Annotated in this window: 21 protein-coding genes; 10 read left to right on the top strand and 11 right to left on the bottom strand. The window is 46.9% G+C overall.

Annotated features, from left to right (window positions below; all coding sequences use genetic code 11):
* The 11 genes from C7R94_RS25090 to C7R94_RS25045 form a co-directional block, all read right to left on the bottom strand.
* Positions 1 to 1,156, bottom strand: a 1,156-nt coding sequence (locus tag C7R94_RS25090) for a spore germination protein (RefSeq protein ID WP_106785409.1), incomplete at its 3' end; no start/stop codon positions are given.
* A gap of 131 nt (positions 1,157 to 1,287) precedes the next feature.
* Positions 1,288 to 2,262: an aldo/keto reductase gene (locus C7R94_RS25085; RefSeq protein ID WP_106785408.1), complete on the bottom strand. Its 975-nt coding sequence runs from the start codon at positions 2,260 to 2,262 to the stop codon at positions 1,288 to 1,290.
* A gap of 75 nt (positions 2,263 to 2,337) precedes the next feature.
* Positions 2,338 to 3,144 (bottom strand): sigma-70 family RNA polymerase sigma factor, encoded by an 807-nt coding sequence (locus tag C7R94_RS25080; protein WP_106785407.1) that lies wholly within the window; start codon positions 3,142 to 3,144, stop codon positions 2,338 to 2,340.
* 22 nt (positions 3,145 to 3,166) lie between these two features.
* Positions 3,167 to 3,748 carry a lytic transglycosylase domain-containing protein gene (locus C7R94_RS25075; RefSeq protein WP_106785406.1) on the bottom strand — a complete coding sequence of 194 codons (582 nt, stop codon included), beginning with the start codon at positions 3,746 to 3,748 and terminating at the stop codon, positions 3,167 to 3,169.
* Positions 3,742 to 4,317 (bottom strand): dTMP kinase, encoded by a 576-nt coding sequence (locus tag C7R94_RS25070; protein WP_106785405.1) that lies wholly within the window; start codon positions 4,315 to 4,317, stop codon positions 3,742 to 3,744. Before C7R94_RS25070 ends, C7R94_RS25075 begins: the two co-directional genes overlap by 7 nt.
* Before the next feature lie 4 nt (positions 4,318 to 4,321).
* On the bottom strand, positions 4,322 to 4,741 hold the full coding sequence (locus tag C7R94_RS25065) for a hypothetical protein (RefSeq protein WP_106785404.1): 420 nt from the start codon (positions 4,739 to 4,741) through the stop codon (positions 4,322 to 4,324).
* Positions 4,742 to 4,778: 37 nt separating this feature from the next.
* Positions 4,779 to 5,333: an RNA polymerase sigma factor gene (locus C7R94_RS25060; RefSeq protein ID WP_047072266.1), complete on the bottom strand. Its 555-nt coding sequence runs from the start codon at positions 5,331 to 5,333 to the stop codon at positions 4,779 to 4,781.
* A gap of 68 nt (positions 5,334 to 5,401) precedes the next feature.
* Positions 5,402 to 5,650 (bottom strand): hypothetical protein, encoded by a 249-nt coding sequence (locus C7R94_RS25055; RefSeq protein ID WP_106785403.1) that lies wholly within the window; start codon positions 5,648 to 5,650, stop codon positions 5,402 to 5,404.
* Between the two features lies 1 nt (position 5,651).
* A complete protein-coding gene (locus C7R94_RS30405; RefSeq protein WP_017249762.1) occupies positions 5,652 to 5,819 on the bottom strand; it encodes a hypothetical protein in 168 nt (55 codons plus the stop codon).
* Between the two features lie 94 nt (positions 5,820 to 5,913).
* Positions 5,914 to 6,174 (bottom strand): hypothetical protein, encoded by a 261-nt coding sequence (locus C7R94_RS25050; protein WP_106785402.1) that lies wholly within the window; start codon positions 6,172 to 6,174, stop codon positions 5,914 to 5,916.
* Between the two features lie 93 nt (positions 6,175 to 6,267).
* Positions 6,268 to 6,522 carry a hypothetical protein gene (locus tag C7R94_RS25045; protein ID WP_106785401.1) on the bottom strand — a complete coding sequence of 85 codons (255 nt, stop codon included), beginning with the start codon at positions 6,520 to 6,522 and terminating at the stop codon, positions 6,268 to 6,270.
* Positions 6,523 to 6,655: 133 nt separating this feature from the next.
* On the opposite strand from C7R94_RS25045, the gene C7R94_RS25040 reads away from it, so the two are divergent.
* The 10 genes from C7R94_RS25040 (at position 6,656) to C7R94_RS24995 (ending at position 18,244) form a co-directional block, all read left to right on the top strand.
* On the top strand, positions 6,656 to 7,087 hold the full coding sequence (locus tag C7R94_RS25040) for a hypothetical protein (RefSeq protein WP_106785400.1): 432 nt from the start codon (positions 6,656 to 6,658) through the stop codon (positions 7,085 to 7,087).
* Between the two features lie 104 nt (positions 7,088 to 7,191).
* Positions 7,192 to 8,046, top strand: a complete 855-nt coding sequence (locus tag C7R94_RS25035; RefSeq protein ID WP_106785399.1) for a hypothetical protein — start codon at positions 7,192 to 7,194, stop codon at positions 8,044 to 8,046.
* A gap of 167 nt (positions 8,047 to 8,213) precedes the next feature.
* A complete protein-coding gene (locus C7R94_RS25030) occupies positions 8,214 to 8,618 on the top strand; it encodes a hypothetical protein (protein ID WP_047072272.1) in 405 nt (134 codons plus the stop codon).
* 98 nt (positions 8,619 to 8,716) lie between these two features.
* Positions 8,717 to 8,947: a hypothetical protein gene (locus tag C7R94_RS25025; RefSeq protein ID WP_233220658.1), complete on the top strand. Its 231-nt coding sequence runs from the start codon at positions 8,717 to 8,719 to the stop codon at positions 8,945 to 8,947.
* A 59-nt stretch (positions 8,948 to 9,006) separates the two neighbouring features.
* On the top strand, positions 9,007 to 12,264 hold the full coding sequence (locus tag C7R94_RS25020; protein WP_106785398.1) for a hypothetical protein: 3,258 nt from the start codon (positions 9,007 to 9,009) through the stop codon (positions 12,262 to 12,264).
* Positions 12,265 to 12,276: 12 nt separating this feature from the next.
* Positions 12,277 to 12,888 carry an S-layer homology domain-containing protein gene (locus tag C7R94_RS25015; RefSeq protein ID WP_047072275.1) on the top strand — a complete coding sequence of 204 codons (612 nt, stop codon included), beginning with the start codon at positions 12,277 to 12,279 and terminating at the stop codon, positions 12,886 to 12,888.
* Positions 12,889 to 12,936: 48 nt separating this feature from the next.
* The gene (locus C7R94_RS25010) at positions 12,937 to 14,352 is read left to right on the top strand and encodes a hypothetical protein (protein ID WP_106785397.1); all 1,416 of its coding nucleotides are present in this window, start codon (positions 12,937 to 12,939) and stop codon (positions 14,350 to 14,352) included.
* An 11-nt stretch (positions 14,353 to 14,363) separates the two neighbouring features.
* Complete coding sequence (locus tag C7R94_RS25005) at positions 14,364 to 17,399, top strand: M23 family metallopeptidase (protein WP_106785396.1); 3,036 nt, start codon at positions 14,364 to 14,366, stop codon at positions 17,397 to 17,399.
* A complete protein-coding gene (locus C7R94_RS25000) occupies positions 17,399 to 17,818 on the top strand; it encodes a hypothetical protein (RefSeq protein WP_047072280.1) in 420 nt (139 codons plus the stop codon). Before C7R94_RS25005 ends, C7R94_RS25000 begins: the two co-directional genes overlap by 1 nt.
* Positions 17,819 to 17,824: 6 nt before the next feature.
* Complete coding sequence (locus tag C7R94_RS24995) at positions 17,825 to 18,244, top strand: hypothetical protein (RefSeq protein ID WP_047072281.1); 420 nt, start codon at positions 17,825 to 17,827, stop codon at positions 18,242 to 18,244.
* Positions 18,245 to 18,257 lie beyond the last annotated feature (13 nt).

Raw genomic sequence — 18,257 nt, 5'->3', positions numbered from 1 at the left:
CCGCTTCCCCCAGCACGAGTGCTCCCACGATGGAAATTGCGGACCCGACCGCCCTCGGCATGCGTACTCCTGCCTCTCGCAGTATTTCAAAAGTAAACTCCATTAGCATCGCCTCTACTGCAGCAGGGAATGGCACTCCTTCACGTTGGGCAGCAATGCTCATGATCAGATTCGTTTGCAGCATTTCCTGATGAAAGGTGGTAATGGCAACATAAATGGATGGACCAAGCAAAGCGACAAAGAAAGAAATAAGCCGCAAAATACGCAGGATCCCAAAATCTGCACGCATGTAATAGTCCTCTGGGGACTGGAAGAATTGGACAAAGACAGCTGGTACCAACAAGACAATCGGTGTACCGTCCACCAGAATGGCGACGCGCCCTTCCAGTAGCCCAGCTGCAACCGAGTCTGGACGCTCTGTATTGTAAACCGTCGGAAACGGAGTAAAGGTATGATCCTGAATCAATTCCTCGATGTTACCGCTCTCCAAAATACCGTCGATCTTGATTTGCCCAAGCCGCTCTCTCACTTCTGTCACTACGCTGTCCTGCACGACTCCTTTTATATACATTATCGCGACTTTGGTTTGAGTCATCTCCCCAACCTGCACGGTCTCCAACCATAGATTGCGATTATTGATCCGTCGGCGCACCAATGCCGTATTGGTCCGGAGGTTTTCCGAAAACGCTTCTCTAGAGCCGCGGACCACTGTCTGCACGGAAGGCTCTTGTACCCCACGATCTTCCCACTGCTTCGTATTGATGATAAAGCCGTATGTATATCCCTCTACCAGCATGACGGTATCCCCGGTCAGTATCGCATCATACAAATGGTCAAAGTCATATACCTCTTCCACTCCGCCCATCGTCAGCAGGAAATCCTTCATTAGCAGCAACGGCTCTACTTCCCGCTCGGCCTCTGTAGGGATAACCGTTTTTCTTGCATGGATCATGAGAGACTCCAGGAAGCTGCTAATCATATTTTTATCAACCAGACCCTCGGTGTACAAAATCCCCACCAGTAACTGATCGACTGCTTCCAGACGTACTTGCCGCGTCACGAGATCCGTGCTGTTGCCCAGCTCTTTCTTCACCTTTTCCAGATTTTCGTCCAACGAGCAATGAAAAAGCGCAGGTTGTTTTTCTGTATCCATCATTTCGAATCACTCTTTTTCCAGTTCGGGATATGTTTACTATCCCTCATGGCTCCGGGGTCTATGCTGACGCAAAAAAGCCCCCTATTCAAGGAGGCTTTAAATCTGAACATGCTAGTCAACTGTCACCATTGTTATGGCAAACGATATACGGCAAATGGTTCCCCGTATCGATACGTGTCACTCAATCGATCCAGCTCTGCCAAGGTTGCTTCATCCAGTGTCACCGCTGCACTTTGCAAATTATCCGTAAGCTGCCCTACACTGGTCGCGCCCACGATCACCGAAGAGACAGCCGGTTTGTGCATGAGCCAAGCCAAAGACAGCACACTGGAGGATACACCAAGCTCCGCCGCTACCTGAGTGATCTTGCGTCCAAACTCCAGCTTGTCTTCACTTAACAACCGGACGAAGCGCGGCTCCTTGTCCGCCCGCGAACCAGCTGGAGTCTGTTCTGCGGAGGTATATTTACCTGTCAAAATTCCGCCAGCAAGCGGGAAGTACGGAATGATCCCCACCCCCTGGTCAAGACAAAGCGGTACGAGTTCGCGCTCCGGTGTCCGATCTGCCAACGAGTAGCTCACCTGCGTCGATACATATCGATTCAGCCCTTCCCGCTGACTGATGCCAATTGCCTTCATCAACTCCCAAGCCGCATAGTTGGAAGCCCCGATGTAACGCACCTTCCCGGATCGAACCATGTCATCAAGTGCACGGAGTGTTTCTTCCAAAGGCGTCTCTGGATCAAATGTATGAATTTGATATAAGTCCACATAATCGGTGCGCAAACGCTTCAAGCTGTTCTCCAGCTCCAGCATTAAGTGGTAACGCGATGAGCCTCTCTGATTCGGTCCTTCACCTTTTACCAAACCAGCCTTCGTCGCCAAAACGACGTCGTGCCGCTTCCCTTCAAGCGCCAGCCCGATGATTCGCTCCGATTCTGTTTGCGTGTAAATATTCGCCGTATCAATAAAGGTAATCCCGTTTTCGATTGCGGTATGAATGATGCTGACTGACGTTTGCTCATCCGCACGCCCTCCGAATGAGTTCGTGCCTAATCCCAATGCTGATACCTTCAATCCACTGCCACCGAGTCGGTAGTATTTCATATTGTGATCGACCTCTTTTCATAATAGGAGTGCTCCTACATTATCTCCTATTTGGGTGGGGATTGAAAAATAAGATTAGGATAGTTTATTTTTCGAAATATTCTGTATTTTTTTCATAGTTCTTGATACACACATTTGGGATACATTTAAAAAATCCGCTGTTTGCGTCTGATTGTAGCCTGCCATCCTTAGTTGCAGAACTTGCCACTCTTTTGATGAGATTTGATTTTGCAGTTGCGCAAGCAAAGCAGTAACATACAGCTTGTCCAGCACGTACTCTTCCACGTCTCGTCCTTCGTCCTTCAAGACATCCATAGCGGTGGCAGCTTCATGGCTCGAAGAGGATGCCTTCAAGTATGGCTCTTGTAAATACTTCACAGGTCTCCCGACATCCAGCGCTTTTTTGATCTGTTCCACATTTTCACCCAACAGTACGGACAATTCTTCAATTGTAGGAAGATATCCGAGGTCTGCTTCTATTTTACTGATGTGATGGAGAATCGTTGTTGCCGTTCTAGTCGGCCGTACAATATTTCCGCTATCTCGCAAAAAGCAGTTGATCTCCCTCACAATCGTTATGACTGCAAAGGACGAAAACTTCACGCCTCTTGCTATATCAAAGGCTTTGATTGCCTTGATGATTCCCATTCTCCCCAATTGCAAGATATCCGCTTTTTCCAAACAATATTGCTTCACTAATGTCTCCGGCTTTCCGATATATTTGTGCACGGAATGCCAAATGAGCTCTTCATTTGCGAGTATAACTTCACCAAGATACTCACTGTCTTCCTTGCAGCGGCGAATATTTTCCATGTTATACAAGGAATATTGTTCTTTTTTCTTGCCTAACCTCTGCTTTACGAACATGGCATGCTCACTCATAATACCTCCTCCCAGCCTATCTTTATGATTCTCTTAATAAGCCGTTCATTTTTTTGTAATGGGTCATGACTTTTGTATAGTAGCCATCGTGATATCGTTTTCGGTCGACATTTCCCTCGCCTTGGTTATAGGCGATGATACTTAAACGAAGATTTCCATATTTCTTTTGCAAGAGATCCAAATACTTGATGCCTGTTTGTAGATTGATCACTGGATCAAACAGGTCATCAGGGTGAACTCCCAGCCAGCTTCCTGTGCGCGGCATGATTTGTAGTAATCCTCTTGCCCCCTTGCCGGAGATCGCGTCGTGCTGAAAACGGCTTTCCTGCCAGATCATCGCCATGATCAAAACCGGATCTATTTCGTATTGCTTGGATAGTCTAAAAATCGTTTCTGTATATAGCTCGACTGTAGCTGTATCAAGTCTCGGTGCAACCTGTGTGATTACGTTTGAAAGCTCCTTTTTTCTATGCAACTGCCTATCGGTGTCCCTGGCCAGTTTCACCACAGGATGAACTTCTGACAGTCCCTTTTCTACGGCTGGCAGTACAGCATTTGCGGGAATGAACACTGCGGCAACAATACCGATTAATTTTGTTAGCACGTAACTCGCTTTTTAAGATGTAGCTGATGGACTGCTTGCAGAATGTTTTTCTGCATTCTCTCCACTCCAATGGCCGTATCCAGCGTATAAACCGATCGGCGCGAAGCATCAGCAAGGGAAAGATAGGCTTCCTGCACCTTTTGGAGCATGGCATGATTCGCATCTACTTCGGTTCGCAGAAAAAAGGTTGCATCAGGTCGCTTTGCCAAATCACTCATCGTGGCATACCAGGAAAGAGGAGTATCTTTTATATAGAAGTAGTAATAATTGGACAGTTCGTAATGATCAATGATGATAAAATCAATGTTATCCTTCGAAATCCTCGCCATTTCTCGCTGATAGTCCAGAAAATCCGCTTCAAAAAGCTTACCTACCGCTTTCTCATCCAGCTCAATTTCGCAGCGAAGCCACATGCCAATGACCGCTCCGATTGGGGTATCTAAACGTGGAAACGATACTCTTTTCACTTTATATCCGAGGCATCGCAAATTTTCTTCCAGTAACGCCGCTTGGGCTTCCTTTGCGTTGGCGTCAATTCCTTCGAAGGCGACAATCGTAGGTTGTCTCATGGCGCTACATCGTCTCCTCTTTTGTCGAGATTTCCTCTGCTGCTTCACGGAGCTTTTTCTCTGCTTCAAGCTCAGCAGCCTGAGTAGCCAAATGATCTGCCAGCATTTGCTCGAATTCTTCCTTTGTAATCTCGTAAATCTCGGAATGAAGTCGGTTCACTGTGTATCCCATACCGTCTGTCAGCAAAAAGTTTGTATAGGTCAATGGCTCCTCACGAAACTCCTGCTTTTCGTAATCGAAGGCAATGACTGCTTTTTCAATGCCCGCTACGCAACCGCCGAACCAAATATTTACCTCTTCTTCTCCACCTTCGGCTGTAGGCGTTGTATGCATATTGGTCGGAACGTGTACATATTTCCCAATGACCTGATGGGAGAGCTCCTCGGTCAATTCCTCATTCATCTTTTTCAACAAAACTGCCATGCTGGATCATTCCTTTTCATCGATTATTTGTGTATGTTCACAGCTCACCGTACTGCTTCAAAATCGCCTTGATGATTTGACACACTCTTTCCTTGCTGATATTGAATCTCTGGCCAATTTCCTCGTGGTAATAGCCTTCGCTTCTCATCTGGAGAATCAGTTTGTCTCGCGTGGACAGCTTCATATACTCCATGATGTCGATCATCATTTCTACTTCCTCATATCGAAACTCCTCAATCGGAGCAGCAATACGGCTGATCATCGTTTCCTCTTCATTCTCATCTCCATCAGAAACAAGAACTGCATTACTGTTTGTCAGGTTTTTTTGCGTGCCGGCTTTTCGCAAGCAGTCGCGAATTTTATTCGTAATCACATGATCGACAAAGGTAGTCACTCTGGCTTTTTCCTGGTCGTAATCCTTCATCGTGCGATATACCTTTAAGAGAACCTCCTGAACGACATCATCATGAGTCATTCCAGCAAACGTCATTCCGGTCAGCTTGGCTTCACAGTTTTCCTTTGCCTTCTGCAAAAAATCATCGACTTTCCCTGCGAAAAATAACTCGTCCATTTGGTGAAGTTGATCTGTCATGAACTTCATCCCCTCCTCATGCTCCTATTCACAGTTGCTCTATCACACTAGGTAATTGGAGGAGGGTTTTAGCAACCAGCTTTCAAAATTTTTTTCGGACAAGTTTGCAAGGTACCAGCGGTGAATACTTTTCCATTCAAAATCTTCCATGAAGCACACTGACGCTTGATGTACCATTGGCAATCGCGGCAAATGTCATGAACCACACAACCACAAGTCATAGGCACGACATCCTGTTCCTTTGCTGACAACACGATGTCATTGACCGTTATTTTCTTTTGGCAGGCTTTTTCATAATCACATCCCTGACAGGCCATGCTACCCACCGATCCTGACGATCCCAATTCCTTTTAGGGACTCAGGATTCACTTGAACATGCTCACGAAAGAACTCTTCCAAAACGGCTATGGGGGTGTCTTGGGTCGACGTATATTTCATGACCTGCACCTGCTCTCCATCTGCCGAAAAACTAATCTGATATAACATGGTTTCTCCCCTCCTTTTGCCTCTTGTCGAATCTATACGAAGCGATTTGCGATGAATTAAGCGGATTTTGAAAATAAATAAAAAAACCAGCCGTTTATTCCAGCTGGTCCTCTACATATAATTCCTCTATCATTTCCTCTGTGATAGTCATCTTCCCAAATTCCTGACAAACCTTTTGAAGTCCAAGCAGCAAGGAATCATTTTCTGTGAAAACCTCGTTCAGATCCATTCCCAGCATGCCAAGCGCGTCACTGAGCTCCTCCCATCCTTCACGATCGATATCCTCTCCTAGTAGAAATTCAGCTAGTGCAGCAATAATTACGACATACAATACGGCTTTTTTGGAATCTCTCATTCTTATCCCCTCTATTCTTCTTGTTTGAAATAGAATAGACAGTTTGGAATGAGTTTTCCCCCTTTAAAAAGAAAAAGCCCGCTGTGGACGGGCTTACTTTACATCTGAAATGATTTTTTGAATCAAGCTTTCATCAATCAAATGGCTGGCTACTGTCAATGCCTTTGCCATTCGTTCCTTATCTCCATCCAAAACCTCGTGGATAATGTGACGCACAGTTTCTTCATTCAGCATGAAGTTCTTGGCCATCGCCATAATCCCGACAACGGCTTCATGATCTTCAAGCGCCTTCGCAGAAACTTTTTCCTTCGTTTGTTGAATGATGATTTGTATCCTATCACTTCGCAATGTTATGACCTCCTGGCTTATTTACGACGAATATGTATTCCAAGGGAGACTTCTTCCCCATCTGTCTAACCTATGAACGTAGAAGGAGCACCTTTTGTTCCAAAAAATCTCAGCTAAAGGGGGTGAATCATTCGTGGTTGTCGATCTCTATCATCATCTTTATGAATTACTTTCTTCGGATAGCCAGTTGCTCGGATTACTCGGCATTGCTCCAGAAGACAAGGACTCCCTATCCAAGCAGATTATCAAGCAAAGAAAGCTCGCTCCGCTATCTGATGTTGCGAAGCCTCTCCTTTCCTTCTACGCAACTTCCGGAAAGCGCGACACCGATAATCCCCTCCTTCTCACCAGCTTTTTCCGATTGGATGTGATCACGCCTGGTGATATCGAGCTGGCGCATCAAATCGCGAACCATCTTTTCCATCTATTAGACGGCAAAAGCTTATCGATGAATGGAATAGAAGGTTTGGACACCTATATTGTCTCCCAGCAGGAATCCGATACAGGCCATTCCTCAGCGTACTGTTTCACACTGGTTGCGAAGTTTACTTTGCAAGTTTGTTAGACATTTCAAAACCCCGTCTATCCTATGACAAGCTGATCGCGGTTCCCTTTTCACACGATTCAGCAACAGCACCCAAATTCCCTATTTAGAAGGAGTGGCTTTCATTGTCTAAAAAAATGATTATCAAAGGTGTCGGTCAATTTCTTGCCAAACGCGCTTCCAAAGATGGAAATGGCGTCGAAGTCATTACGCTTGGTAATATGCAGGACCTGAAAATTGACATGAATGTTGAAATGGAGGATATCTTTGGCGGCGATGGACTCTTCGCCATTGACACTCTCGTCAAATCCAAAAGCATTGAGATTACCGCAACGGATGCCAAATTTGATCTGGCCGCGCTTGAGCTCATGATGGGCTCCAAGCTGCAAGAGCAAAAGAGCGACTATGTGTATGTTCTGGGTGAGCAAAAATCAGTCACTGCTGGCAGCCTGGATCGCACAGCATCTACTGGTAGTGACGCTGGTGTTTGTGAAGTCGAGTTTGGCGGCAAGCTCTTCAACGGAGGCGGATTTGCTGTTCGACTGAAAAATAGCAATCGTCTGTTGAAGCAAGTAAACCTGAGCACGTCTGCTGCTCCAAAAGCGGACGAATTCATGGTGGATACATTCAAGGATGGCAGTGAAAACAAAACGCGTCTCATCTTCTCTCCAGCCCTGCTCAATGAAGATGTAGTCTTCAACTATCAGCGAATCGAAACCGTAGACGTGGTAGACATTTTGATGGATGAAGTGCCTTTCCCGGTTCATGTCGTCCATCACGGCTCTTTCCTGCAAAAGGACGGAACCTATGCAGGCATTGAAACAGAGCTGTTCTCCTGCATGGCAAAAGGCAGCTTCTCGATCGATGCGGCACGCTCTACAGCCAGCACTTCCGCTATTTCCTTGTCCGTTATTGATCCAGAGCGAGCAGATGGCAAGCTAGGCAGTGTGAAACGCTTCGTATCGGCCAAAAAAGTGTAACTCTTTAGAGGTTAAGCAGGCTGAGTGGAGAGCCCGTGCTCTTCGCTCTTGCCTTGCTTTTTTCAAAGGGAATAACTTACAACGAATCATAGCGAACGACAACTCATTTTAGCAAGTAGATATATTTAACAAATACAATCTAGCATTGTTCAAGGAGGGATTCTTCCGTGCTAAACCACCAAGTAGATCTGGAAAAAAAACACGCAGAGATGATGAACCAAGAAGCTGTAGAGCGTATCAAAAAACAGCAGGAGGCTGATCTGGTAGAGGCTATTTTCTTTGAAGATGATAGTGAAATCATGCTGCGTGACGGCAAAACCTACCGTATTCCGCCTGTGACCTTAAAAGACGCCCGCATCCTGATGAAAAAGCTAGGAACCATCCATATCGACGCGATCATTCTCAATTTTCTCCCCTATGAAAACAAGGAAGAAGACCTATTCGATATCCTGCTTCTGGGCTTTCGCAACTACCCTACAGTTACTCGTGAGTACTTGGATGAACATTGTGATTTGGAGACGGCCAAAAAGCTTATTAACATTCTCATTGGTCTAAACGGCTTAAAAAAGTAGAGAGTGGCGAGGGTGACAGTTCCACCATTCGCGATACGGAATCTGGTGAGCCACTTGATTGGGGCGATCTATTTTTTCATCTCCATAAGGACTGTGGTTTGAAGAAATGGGATATTTGGGAGTACACCCTTCCCCAAGTAGCAGAATTAATGAAGAGAGTAAACAAATACATTCAATTTGAGGTAGAGACACGCATGGGATTTCCTTTCTTGAGAAGAAAGGGTACGAATTCTGCTGCCAGTTCTCCCCATGCATCCAGTTCGCAAGACTATCAGGAAATTTCCGAAGACGATATTGCCGTACTTGGCAAAGTGTTAGGTGGTCTATAACCCGTTTCTGTCTATTCTAAGACCAGAACGGGATTTTTCTTTTGAGGAAGGTGATATTCATGGAAGCTCAACGTTTGACCGATGCCCTCCGCTCTATAACGAGTGCTGCACGGAGTGTTGTAGAGCATTCGGCATCCCCATTTCGAGCCGAGCAAGCTACCCCATTTTTTCAAGCAATGAATCAGCAACTGTATGAATTACGCCAGATGATACGCGACATTGAGTCGAAGCCGCTCAGCTTTTCCCGTAAGTATGAGTCTCAGCCTGGTTCCCATGCTGCTCCTGCTTCCCGGCTATCCGTAAGCACTGGCGCCATTTCCCCGTTCCGCTTTGCTACTATTGCTGATGCTCCCATTAAAAGAACAGAAAAGTTCTACGGCAAAAGAAGCAACCTTCACCCAAAAGCATGGGAAGAGGCTGCCGTAGATATGTTGCAAAACATGATGAGCAGCGGCCTTCACACGCTTATCACCTCGATGGATATCGAAAATTGGGAGTCAGCGAAATCTTTGAACCGCATGATAAAAAAAGCAGAGCGCAATTTTTTGTTCAAAGATACAAACATGATGGATTTGGCACATGCACGCGTTTCAGGACAAACGACGGATCAAAAACAAGTGGAAGAAGTAGCACTTGCCTTGCGCGAATACTTGCGATCAGGAGTCAAACAAGACCTGCGGGATATCGCGCTAACACATGCCGTCAGCCTTGAAGAAGTAACCAGAGCCTACTATACGTCTTCTCGCCAATCAAATGACCCGCATGCAACGGTAGCCGATATTCGGGAGAGAGCAGCTCTGTTACTAGATGACCCTCTTGCTCCTCAAAACCAGATGCAAACTATCTGGCAAGTAGCCTCCCTTGAAGCATTCGATATGTTTAAAAATCAGCCCGGTAGCTTTCCCACGCTTTTGGTGCACCTGCTTCAGCGCATGAGAGAAAGCCAGAGCCAATTATCGCTAGCTGTTCGTCTGTTGAGAAATGCTGCGGATCAATACGGCGGAAAAGCCGCCTACGTCAAAGCCCGGCGTAATCTTCATGAGGGAAGTGAGCAGCGAAGACAAGAGCGTGTTACCACACTGCTTCGTCAATCCTCTTCTCCCTTTACACAAGAAGCACTGGAGATCCAGTCCTGGCAATTGCAAAATCTGTCTTCCTATCAGGCAGCCCGCACTCGATTGATTCGCAACAGGTTGGAACAGAAAAAGGTACAAGAGCTGTATCCTCACAATGATCGATTGCTAAAGGCATTGATTGCGGAAGAGAAAAAGCTGCTGAAACAGTTGCATCTGCTCTGGCTGAAGATGCGAGATGTAGAGCGTCAGGCACATTTGCTCACAAGTCGAATCCTTTTGGTCCAGCGCGCACTTGGTGGTTTGCAGAACACGATTACCACCTTGATTCCTGCCGTCTCCTCGCTGGATGAGAGACTGCGTGCCCTCTCTGATACGTCCGTTGCTACTGATGAGCAAATCAAGAACATGACCAGTGACTTAAAACAGCAGGAAAAACAGCTTCAGAAAACACGAGAAGCCTTGAAGGATTTGACAGAAGCACTGTCGACGGCTGTACCCAAACCTCCGACTGCCGCAGCGGGTCCTCAAGCTGCTTCCTCAGCTCCAGCCGCCAGCAGTTCATCCTCTACTGCTAGCAGACTCGCTCCTGTTGCTGCTCTCGCTTTTGAGGAGTTCTCGGGGGATTTCAAGACGAAGATACGAGAAAAGTTCTTGAAAGGAAAAAAGAAGGACGACAAGAAAGAATCTGACGAAACGGCGGAAGGTACGGATGAGTCGGGCTCCACACGGGAAATCCAAACGCGAGAGAGAGCAAACCGAGATTCAACGCCTCCCGATAATACACCCGAGAGAGTACCACTATGGCGAAAAGGATTAAAAAACGCCGGGAAATTGTTAAAAGGTGCAGGTCTCATAGGCGTTGGCATCACGGCGCTAAATTTTGTGGATAGTCTTAACAAAGATTGGCTGCAACCTATGTTTATGTCCGATTCCCAGAGACAAAGCAGAGTGTTGGAAAATCAAAAAGGCCTCGTGGATGACTTCGTGAGTATTGACAAAATGCCTCCTGGTTTAAAGCATGCTTTTTTTGCATCGACATTTCTTACAGGTCTTGGAGATGGTTTGATCAACTTCATGGGTGGCACTGCTCCTTCATGGGGCGATTACTATAACGCTTTCGAAGCTGCTTACAAATATGATGGCAAAGACCTCAAAAATGAGTTAAATAAAACCTTCCAGCCAGACAGCAAGGAAGCTGACCTCGAACTCGAAAAACTCAAAGCAAAATATAAAAAAGACGATGAAAAAGAAAAGTACTCTCGGTTTATTGATATTGATGGAGACGGCTCCAAGCTGAACAATACCGCCGTTCCTTCATGGGATGAAGTCAAAACACTTGACCTTGGCAAGGAAGTAGTTGGTTATAATCTGGAATTACTCGACTTAAAGGACGCGATCCTTGAAGCCAATTTTAAGAAAAAAAAGGCTGAGCTATTGGCTCAGGGCAAAACGGAAGATTCACCAGAAATGCGAGCTATCAGGGAAGAGTACTACTCTGGTAAAGGGGAAAATAATAAAACATCCCGTTCTAAACTTGACAAGCTCACATCGAACATCCCCGACAATACTGATGCCAAACTAGTAGGACAATTAGCACTCGCGGGCTTAGACGCTTCTCATGCACAAAATAATCTTGATAAAATCAACGAAAACGCTAGCGCCGAAATTGAATCTGCGATGAGCAAAGTAAGCTCTGACCTGGCAAATAAAGAGCATCAGTATTACATTGACCGAAGCGAAGCACTCTTAGCTGGTCACAGTCCCAATTCTGAATTCATTAAGAAACTCGGGGAAAAATATTTACGCAGTACTATTGAGTCGTTAGATGCAGGGAATTCTGACATGGATCGTCTTTTGGCCGAGTACCAAAACAACGAGACATTCAAAAATAGCATTGAGGACTTTAAAAAAGGCCTCGAAAAAGCCAAGTACGACAATCTCGTATCTCTGCATATGTCCAAGCAGTCTACCAAAGGAACCTTCAACATGCCCGACGGCTTACAGCCGCTGACCTACTGGGGCATGCAAACAGCCAATGGAACACACAGCACCTACGACTTTACCTATGGCGGCGACAGCAATGTGAACATTACCATCGCCAACATGAGCGGAACGGAAGCTGACCTCCAACGCCTCGGCTCGACCGTCAGCGAAGCCGTTCGCAATACACAAGCAAGCCTTTCTACTGAATTAAGCCAACAAGTCCGCTCTGGAATCGCCACGAGCTACACGAGATTGTAAGGAGGTACAGAAATGACCCAACAATACGCCTTTGGCACTGCCAATCAGCGCTACAAAAAAAAGCTGTTCCTTGATACTGGCTTTGAGTTTATCGAAGTAAACGCCCGTCTCATCGAGCCCTATTCTCCGCCAAGCCCCCAGCCTTCCTTGCGCGAAATCAAAATCATCAACGCTCCCTCGCACATCCACCACTCCGGTTTTAGCAGCTACCAGTGTTCATTGACCTTGCTTTTTCCAGACAAGGAATCGTATAACCAGTACTTGAGCTACGCAGGCTGGACCCATAAGTTTTACGATGAAAAGGGAAGCATTTTTCTGGGGAGCGCAGAATCTATTACCCCTCAAGTACTTGAGGCAGGACGGCGCTACAGCGTAACCGTCGATCTGATCCTCATCAAAAAAGACTCAATTGAGCGCGAATCACGCTTTCAGTTTCAAGATATTGAAGGACATTGGGCTCAGAAAAACATCGAGGAAATGGCCGATCTTGGACTAATCACGGTTATTACCCGAGATGGGAAGCCCGTCATTTACTTCCGCCCCAATGATTTCGTGACCCGTGCCGAATTTATTGCTTTTTTAAATCGGACAAGGCGGCTGGTAGAGCGGATGATTCGGGAATAGCTGAGGCTGTTCCGGGTTTCTGTCTACTCTATATAGGAGGTGATGAAAATGATCAGCTGGGCTGATGTGAATGAAAAAGATTGGTTTTTTAATGAAGTAATGGAAGCCAGCAATTATTTGATGGCCGACGGAGAACCGTTCATTCAAGGAATTGCTTATGGCTCCTTTGAAAGCAATGCTCCTTACCTGTATGAGGAGCAAAAGGGCTCTACCGGACAAAAAGTATTTACGCTCGCAGCCAAATTGACACCGGGTGCAGATAACCCCCTCTTTGTCTATATTGACGGCACGCAAACCCTGTTCAAAGAAATTCGGCCGAATCAAACTGACCCGAACAAAACGGACGTCGAGCTGTATTACGCACCATCTGCCAACTCGGTTGTCGCTTTTTCCAGCTTCGGCAAGCCTGCCTTGGATCGTTTTGGCAAACCGATTCCCCCCAACTCCTCTTCCTTTGCTTACCCGAACAAACGCCTCGATAACGGAGACACGTATTTCTACAATCCGTTCAGCCGCCAATTCAACGAGTATTTGTACGCATATGGTCGCTCCTTGAAGCGAATTGATGTGCCAGAAGAGGAATGGAAATCGACACCTGCCCAAGACCTTGCCAAAAAATATATCGGACTCAAGCAAGACGTCTACATGGTCAGTCCTGCTCCGGGTGCAACGATTTATCTTCCTTACAATCTAAACGGCGTACAGGTGCGCTTCATCTACAATAGCTACGAAAACGGCGCTCTGTTTATGCGAGGTGGATATTTTTCGGTGAAAAGTCCTGGCGTATGGAGAAACGATCGCTTCTTTCCCAATGCCTACATCAATCGGGCAGAGGCTTTTCTGCTCATTGATCGGCTTCGGCGCTCTTTTTACCAACGCTTTACCGATTCACAGCCTCCCACACAGCGGTTGGATGAATCCCATACGGCATACGAGGGGCAACGTGTTTTTCGTCTGAACGGTACCTATCCTGCGGGTAAAAAGCTGCTTGCCGTCAAAGTGGATGAAAAAGTAGTGAACAGTTCCGACTATCAAGAATTTGATGATCATACGGTACTGTTCAACATGCCGCTTGAGGCGGGCAAAAACGTTCATTTCCTCTATGTCAAAGAGACGAGCACCCGCTTTGAAGATGTCGGGCGCGAAAAATATATGTACAACAGCAACACCGGGGAAAAAATTGCGCTAAACGGCGGGATGACAGGCAGCAAGCCTTCATGGTGGGCCCCATCCGTCCTTTCTATGGAAGACGAGCGGTTTGGCAACGGAGATTACCTGGTCGAAGGCATTGCGATCAACAATTTTGCCGATGGAGCGGCTGTCGTCAACCACATGTACGAGGTATCGTCATCCAACGCGGAAGAGAAAGAAAAATGGTTCATGCCTTACTCGCTGCTTACCCGGGCACAGGCCGTCTCTTTTTTGAATCGCTTTCGAAAATGGTCCCTGGAACGGTTTAAATAGGAGGTGCTTTCATGCAAACGATGTCCAATGAGCTGCGGAGAATTCTTTCCGAAAGACTCAAACTGGGAGAATTGTCAAAGCCCGCGTGCCGCGTCGAGATAGATCGACTCATCTTCGTGCCGGGCCGTACCGAAGAACTCGATTTCATTATGAGTGATCCGCGGGAAGAGAAAACATTGACCCGCACCATCATTCAAGATGGTTCAGGAGAAGGCGGAACTGCTCTATCCAAGATTTCTTTTGTCTTTCCCGTAGAGGGCAAAAGCATCCGAGATATTACCGCCTATATGGGCGACAATCGCAACCACCAAGGGATCGATATCGCTTGTCCGGTCGGTACACCTATCAAAGCGACCTGGGCTGGCAAGGTAAGAAAAGTGAGTGTGTCTGAGAAATATAGAAGCTACGGCTTTCACGTAGAAATTCAGCATGCGGATGGCATGTGGACCCGCTACGCCCATATGAGCGAAATCCACGTCAAAACAGGGGATTATGTCACGCAGGGCACCACAATCGGAAAAAGCGGCAATACAGGCGATGTCCGCTCTGCCGGGGTTAAGACCATGGGCACCTATGACGATCCCAATTCCCCCCGTTCAAAAGGAAGGGGTGCTCATCTGCACTTTGAGGTCTGGAACGGACAAGCCGTCATCGATCCGTTTCCTTATATGAATGGCTCGAAGCATCTGTTCGCCGCCTCTTCCAATAACGGCGCAGGTGTCACAACCGATGCCACCTATGTTGGAACGCCAGGAGCAACTCTTTTTGATGAACGCTTTACCAATAATACGTGGCACACAAAATCTGTCTACAAAGTAGACGAGCTAACCAAAAAGCTATCCATGATCGAGAGAAGCTCGACGGAGCATAGCAACCTCACCTTTACCTTTGATCCCAAAGGGTACAAGACCGTCTTCCCATCCCCTACTGTAACAACAGGCATGAATCTCAAGCTGACCTCCGTTCACCCCGGCATTTTTAGCATGGGGTTCTCCACCAACTTCGGTGAAGGTGCCGGCGAGCTGCGCGTTTTTTTCAATGGAAAAATGCAAATCAAGGTCAACAAATTCTCTGGGACAGAAAACGTTGAGATTCGTGATATTCCCTTTCCCAATGGCGAAACGGAAATCCGCATCGAGCTGTTCTGGAATGGAAAACAAGTCAATCGCTTTTCCCTCCAATACATTCAGATCAAGGAATTGCAAGGGCGACCCGATCTGTACGGGAACAAAGATAAAGTCGATCCGACAATACAGCAGGAGTTTTTTGAGGAACGGGAAATTACGAGCACCTTCATGCCTGGTCAGCCCCGAAAAGTATCGCTTCAGGTCGGAAAGTTTGTCTATATGGACACCCTTACTCTGGACAATATTAACCATATCGAAATAGACAACCAGTTTGAAATGGAATCATGTGAGGCACGAATCACGATTTCAAACCCGGGCGGCTACTACAGCCCGGACTATAATCCGTTTTACTTTCCCGAAACCTACAAGGAAACCCCTTGGTCTTATTTTGTGAACGGATTCCATGTCGGTGTCCTCTCTGAAAATACTCCTGTTCGGATTTACATGGGTTACGGTCTGAATTTGATGCGAGTATTTACTGGGTTGATCGACAAGCTCGATTTGAATGGCGAGGAATCGACCATGACCATTTACTGCCGCGATATGTATAAAAAGATTTTGAACAAGGTCATTACCGAGGACAAGCAATATCCCCCAGACATCGGACATTCTGCCGCGCAAGATACCAATGTTTTTTCCTCGATGTCTCGTCGGGACAAAATCATCTCGATGGCCAAAAAGCATGCCAAGCAGCAGGGGCCAGAGCTCGATTATAAATTTCTGCTAGCCATTGCGGAGCACGAAACCAAAATGGGGACGTTGGGGAAAGGTCTGCCTCCAGGAGACTTCATTCTCGGGTATGGATGCTATACCGGTGAAAAATGCGATCCGCAATACCAAGGGATCGAACGACAGCTCTATCGCGGAGCCGTTCGCTATCGGGAAGCCATGGCGAGCAAAGGGTGGCGCTTCCAATCTGTCGACGACGTCAAATATTTTTGGCAAGGAGGAGATAAAGGAGCCTATCAATGGGCGAGCGATACGAATTGGTATAACAGCGTGTGGCAAATCTATCAAAAGTTCCGTTCCAGCTCGGAGTTTGATTCGATTCCTGAGTGGGAGGGTACCGCACCTGTCCCAACCGAACCAACTGCCAAAGCCGCCTACCTCAAATCAGCCATCGTACAAGACTTGATCGCCCATGCAGGAATGTATGGCTGGCGCAGCAATCCGCAAGACATTTACTACCCCTATGCCATCGTACAAGAGACGAGCTATACCCATGCGACACAGGCAACAGGCAAGGTTTTCAAAGCTGTACCGGATAAAGAAGGTGAATTCGTAGAAGTCGATGCCGAATCCATTTTGACCCCAAAAGGCTGGAAAAATCCTTTTATTGAGCCGCCCGGACGCAAATTCGAATCGTATCAATACAAAGTGGGAGAAGCCATCGCGGAAATCATGAAAGATACGGATTTCCGTTCCTATTGTGACCGTTACGGTACGTATCGCTTGGAAGAGATTGATATGAATCGGCCGATTGTGGCTACTTTTACGGAGCACGACAATTTGATCACGATTCATAAGACGATCGATTTTTCCCGTGGCAGGAGCCACCTTGTCATTTTGGACGAAGAAAATAAGGCTGGTCATTTCGTAGACACGGAGATTTTGATGGAGCTAAAAGGCGAGGTCCGCACAGGCGTGAGGCACGTTCCTTCTGCGAAGACAGACGAATGGAAGCGACTGGCCGCGCGAAGAACGTTTTTTGATATAAAACGCTTGTGCCGTACGCTGCAAATTTCCATCCCTGGCAACCCTGCCTTGGATGTTCTCGATCGTATTTACATTATCGACTCTAATACAACCACCCGCGAAGCGTATACGATCAAAGGAATCCGTACGATGTTTGATGCGCAGAACGGCTATATGCAAATCCTCGATTTATTTTGGAGCAACAACGAGGGGGCGATTGTGTAATGGCCGGGATTGCGAATGATTATTTGATTTATCCGATTCTCGATTTGATCCGTGATGAAGTCCACCGTATCACGACAGTCACAGCAGACCCGTTCGCCGAGGAACCCTCTGTTCGTTTGATCCGGGAGCATCCCCTCGATCCGGAAAAGGTCACGGGTGCCAAGCTGTTCTACGAGTCTGGCTACATGCTGGATATTTCCCTCACGTTTGGCTCTACAGACACTACCACCTTCCCCCTTGAAGTCGATCAGCTCCATCCAGACTGGGAGTACTATTCTCTATGGCGCTTGACCTCGGTTACCGCTGCGGGCTACGCACCTGACGGAAAAACGGTAGGATCTTACTTGATCCGTCTACTCTATGATACGAGGGGCCTCTTAACTGGCACCGATGTCCTTCGTATAGAGAAAGAGAGGTGAGTACAAGTGGGCTTCTCCGTTGTTTATTCGGGCGGGGGCGTGATCGACAAGGTACGTGAGCTCCCCTACCCGCACTTTTCCAAATTTACCGAGCCCTTCATTCGCGGACGCATGATTGATGTGACTGCGTCCAAGCAAGTCTTTTCCGATACCTATGCCCTTCCCTATCCGACAGAATTTTTATCCGTGGCGTTTGCTACCAATAACTACTGCGTCGGCGATTACTGGGAGCTGAGTCTGGACGGCGTGAAGGTCTGTGAGACGATTTATACCAAAGAGCTCCCGGAGTCAGTCTCGATGGGAAACAGCTTTGGGATCGTCTATCCGTTGAAGCCAAATGCGCAGGTCCGCTTTGACTTCCACAACATTTCAGGTACGGAAAAGAAAGTTTGGTACAATGTGAAATTTTTACGCAAGAAACTGTAAAGGAGGCGTATGG

Origin of the sequence: Brevibacillus sp. NRRL NRS-603, assembly GCF_003013445.1 — a bacterium.
Taxonomy (GTDB): Bacteria; Bacillota; Bacilli; order Brevibacillales; family Brevibacillaceae; genus Brevibacillus; species Brevibacillus formosus.
The sequence above is the reverse complement of the archived record's forward strand: the minus strand, read 5'-3'. Positions and strand labels throughout refer to the sequence as shown.

What these genes read in the sequence shown, in the direction of transcription:
- C7R94_RS25085 (WP_106785408.1), bottom strand. Translation starts at nt 2,262, where the DNA reads ATGAAATACTACCGACTCGGTGGCAGTGGATTGAAGGTATCAGCATTG.
- C7R94_RS25080 (WP_106785407.1), bottom strand. Translation starts at nt 3,144, where the DNA reads ATGAGTGAGCATGCCATGTTCGTAAAGCAGAGGTTAGGCAAGAAAAAA.
- C7R94_RS25070 (WP_106785405.1), bottom strand. Translation starts at nt 4,317, where the DNA reads ATGAGACAACCTACGATTGTCGCCTTCGAAGGAATTGACGCCAACGCA.
- C7R94_RS25065 (WP_106785404.1), bottom strand. Translation starts at nt 4,741, where the DNA reads ATGGCAGTTTTGTTGAAAAAGATGAATGAGGAATTGACCGAGGAGCTC.
- C7R94_RS25060 (WP_047072266.1), bottom strand. Translation starts at nt 5,333, where the DNA reads ATGACAGATCAACTTCACCAAATGGACGAGTTATTTTTCGCAGGGAAA.
- C7R94_RS25055 (WP_106785403.1), bottom strand. Translation starts at nt 5,650, where the DNA reads ATGGCCTGTCAGGGATGTGATTATGAAAAAGCCTGCCAAAAGAAAATA.
- C7R94_RS30405 (WP_017249762.1), bottom strand. Translation starts at nt 5,819, where the DNA reads ATGTTATATCAGATTAGTTTTTCGGCAGATGGAGAGCAGGTGCAGGTC.
- C7R94_RS25050 (WP_106785402.1), bottom strand. Translation starts at nt 6,174, where the DNA reads ATGAGAGATTCCAAAAAAGCCGTATTGTATGTCGTAATTATTGCTGCA.
- C7R94_RS25020 (WP_106785398.1), top strand. Translation starts at nt 9,007, where the DNA reads ATGGAAGCTCAACGTTTGACCGATGCCCTCCGCTCTATAACGAGTGCT.
- C7R94_RS25015 (WP_047072275.1), top strand. Translation starts at nt 12,277, where the DNA reads ATGACCCAACAATACGCCTTTGGCACTGCCAATCAGCGCTACAAAAAA.
- C7R94_RS25010 (WP_106785397.1), top strand. Translation starts at nt 12,937, where the DNA reads ATGATCAGCTGGGCTGATGTGAATGAAAAAGATTGGTTTTTTAATGAA.
- C7R94_RS25005 (WP_106785396.1), top strand. Translation starts at nt 14,364, where the DNA reads ATGCAAACGATGTCCAATGAGCTGCGGAGAATTCTTTCCGAAAGACTC.
- C7R94_RS25000 (WP_047072280.1), top strand. Translation starts at nt 17,399, where the DNA reads ATGGCCGGGATTGCGAATGATTATTTGATTTATCCGATTCTCGATTTG.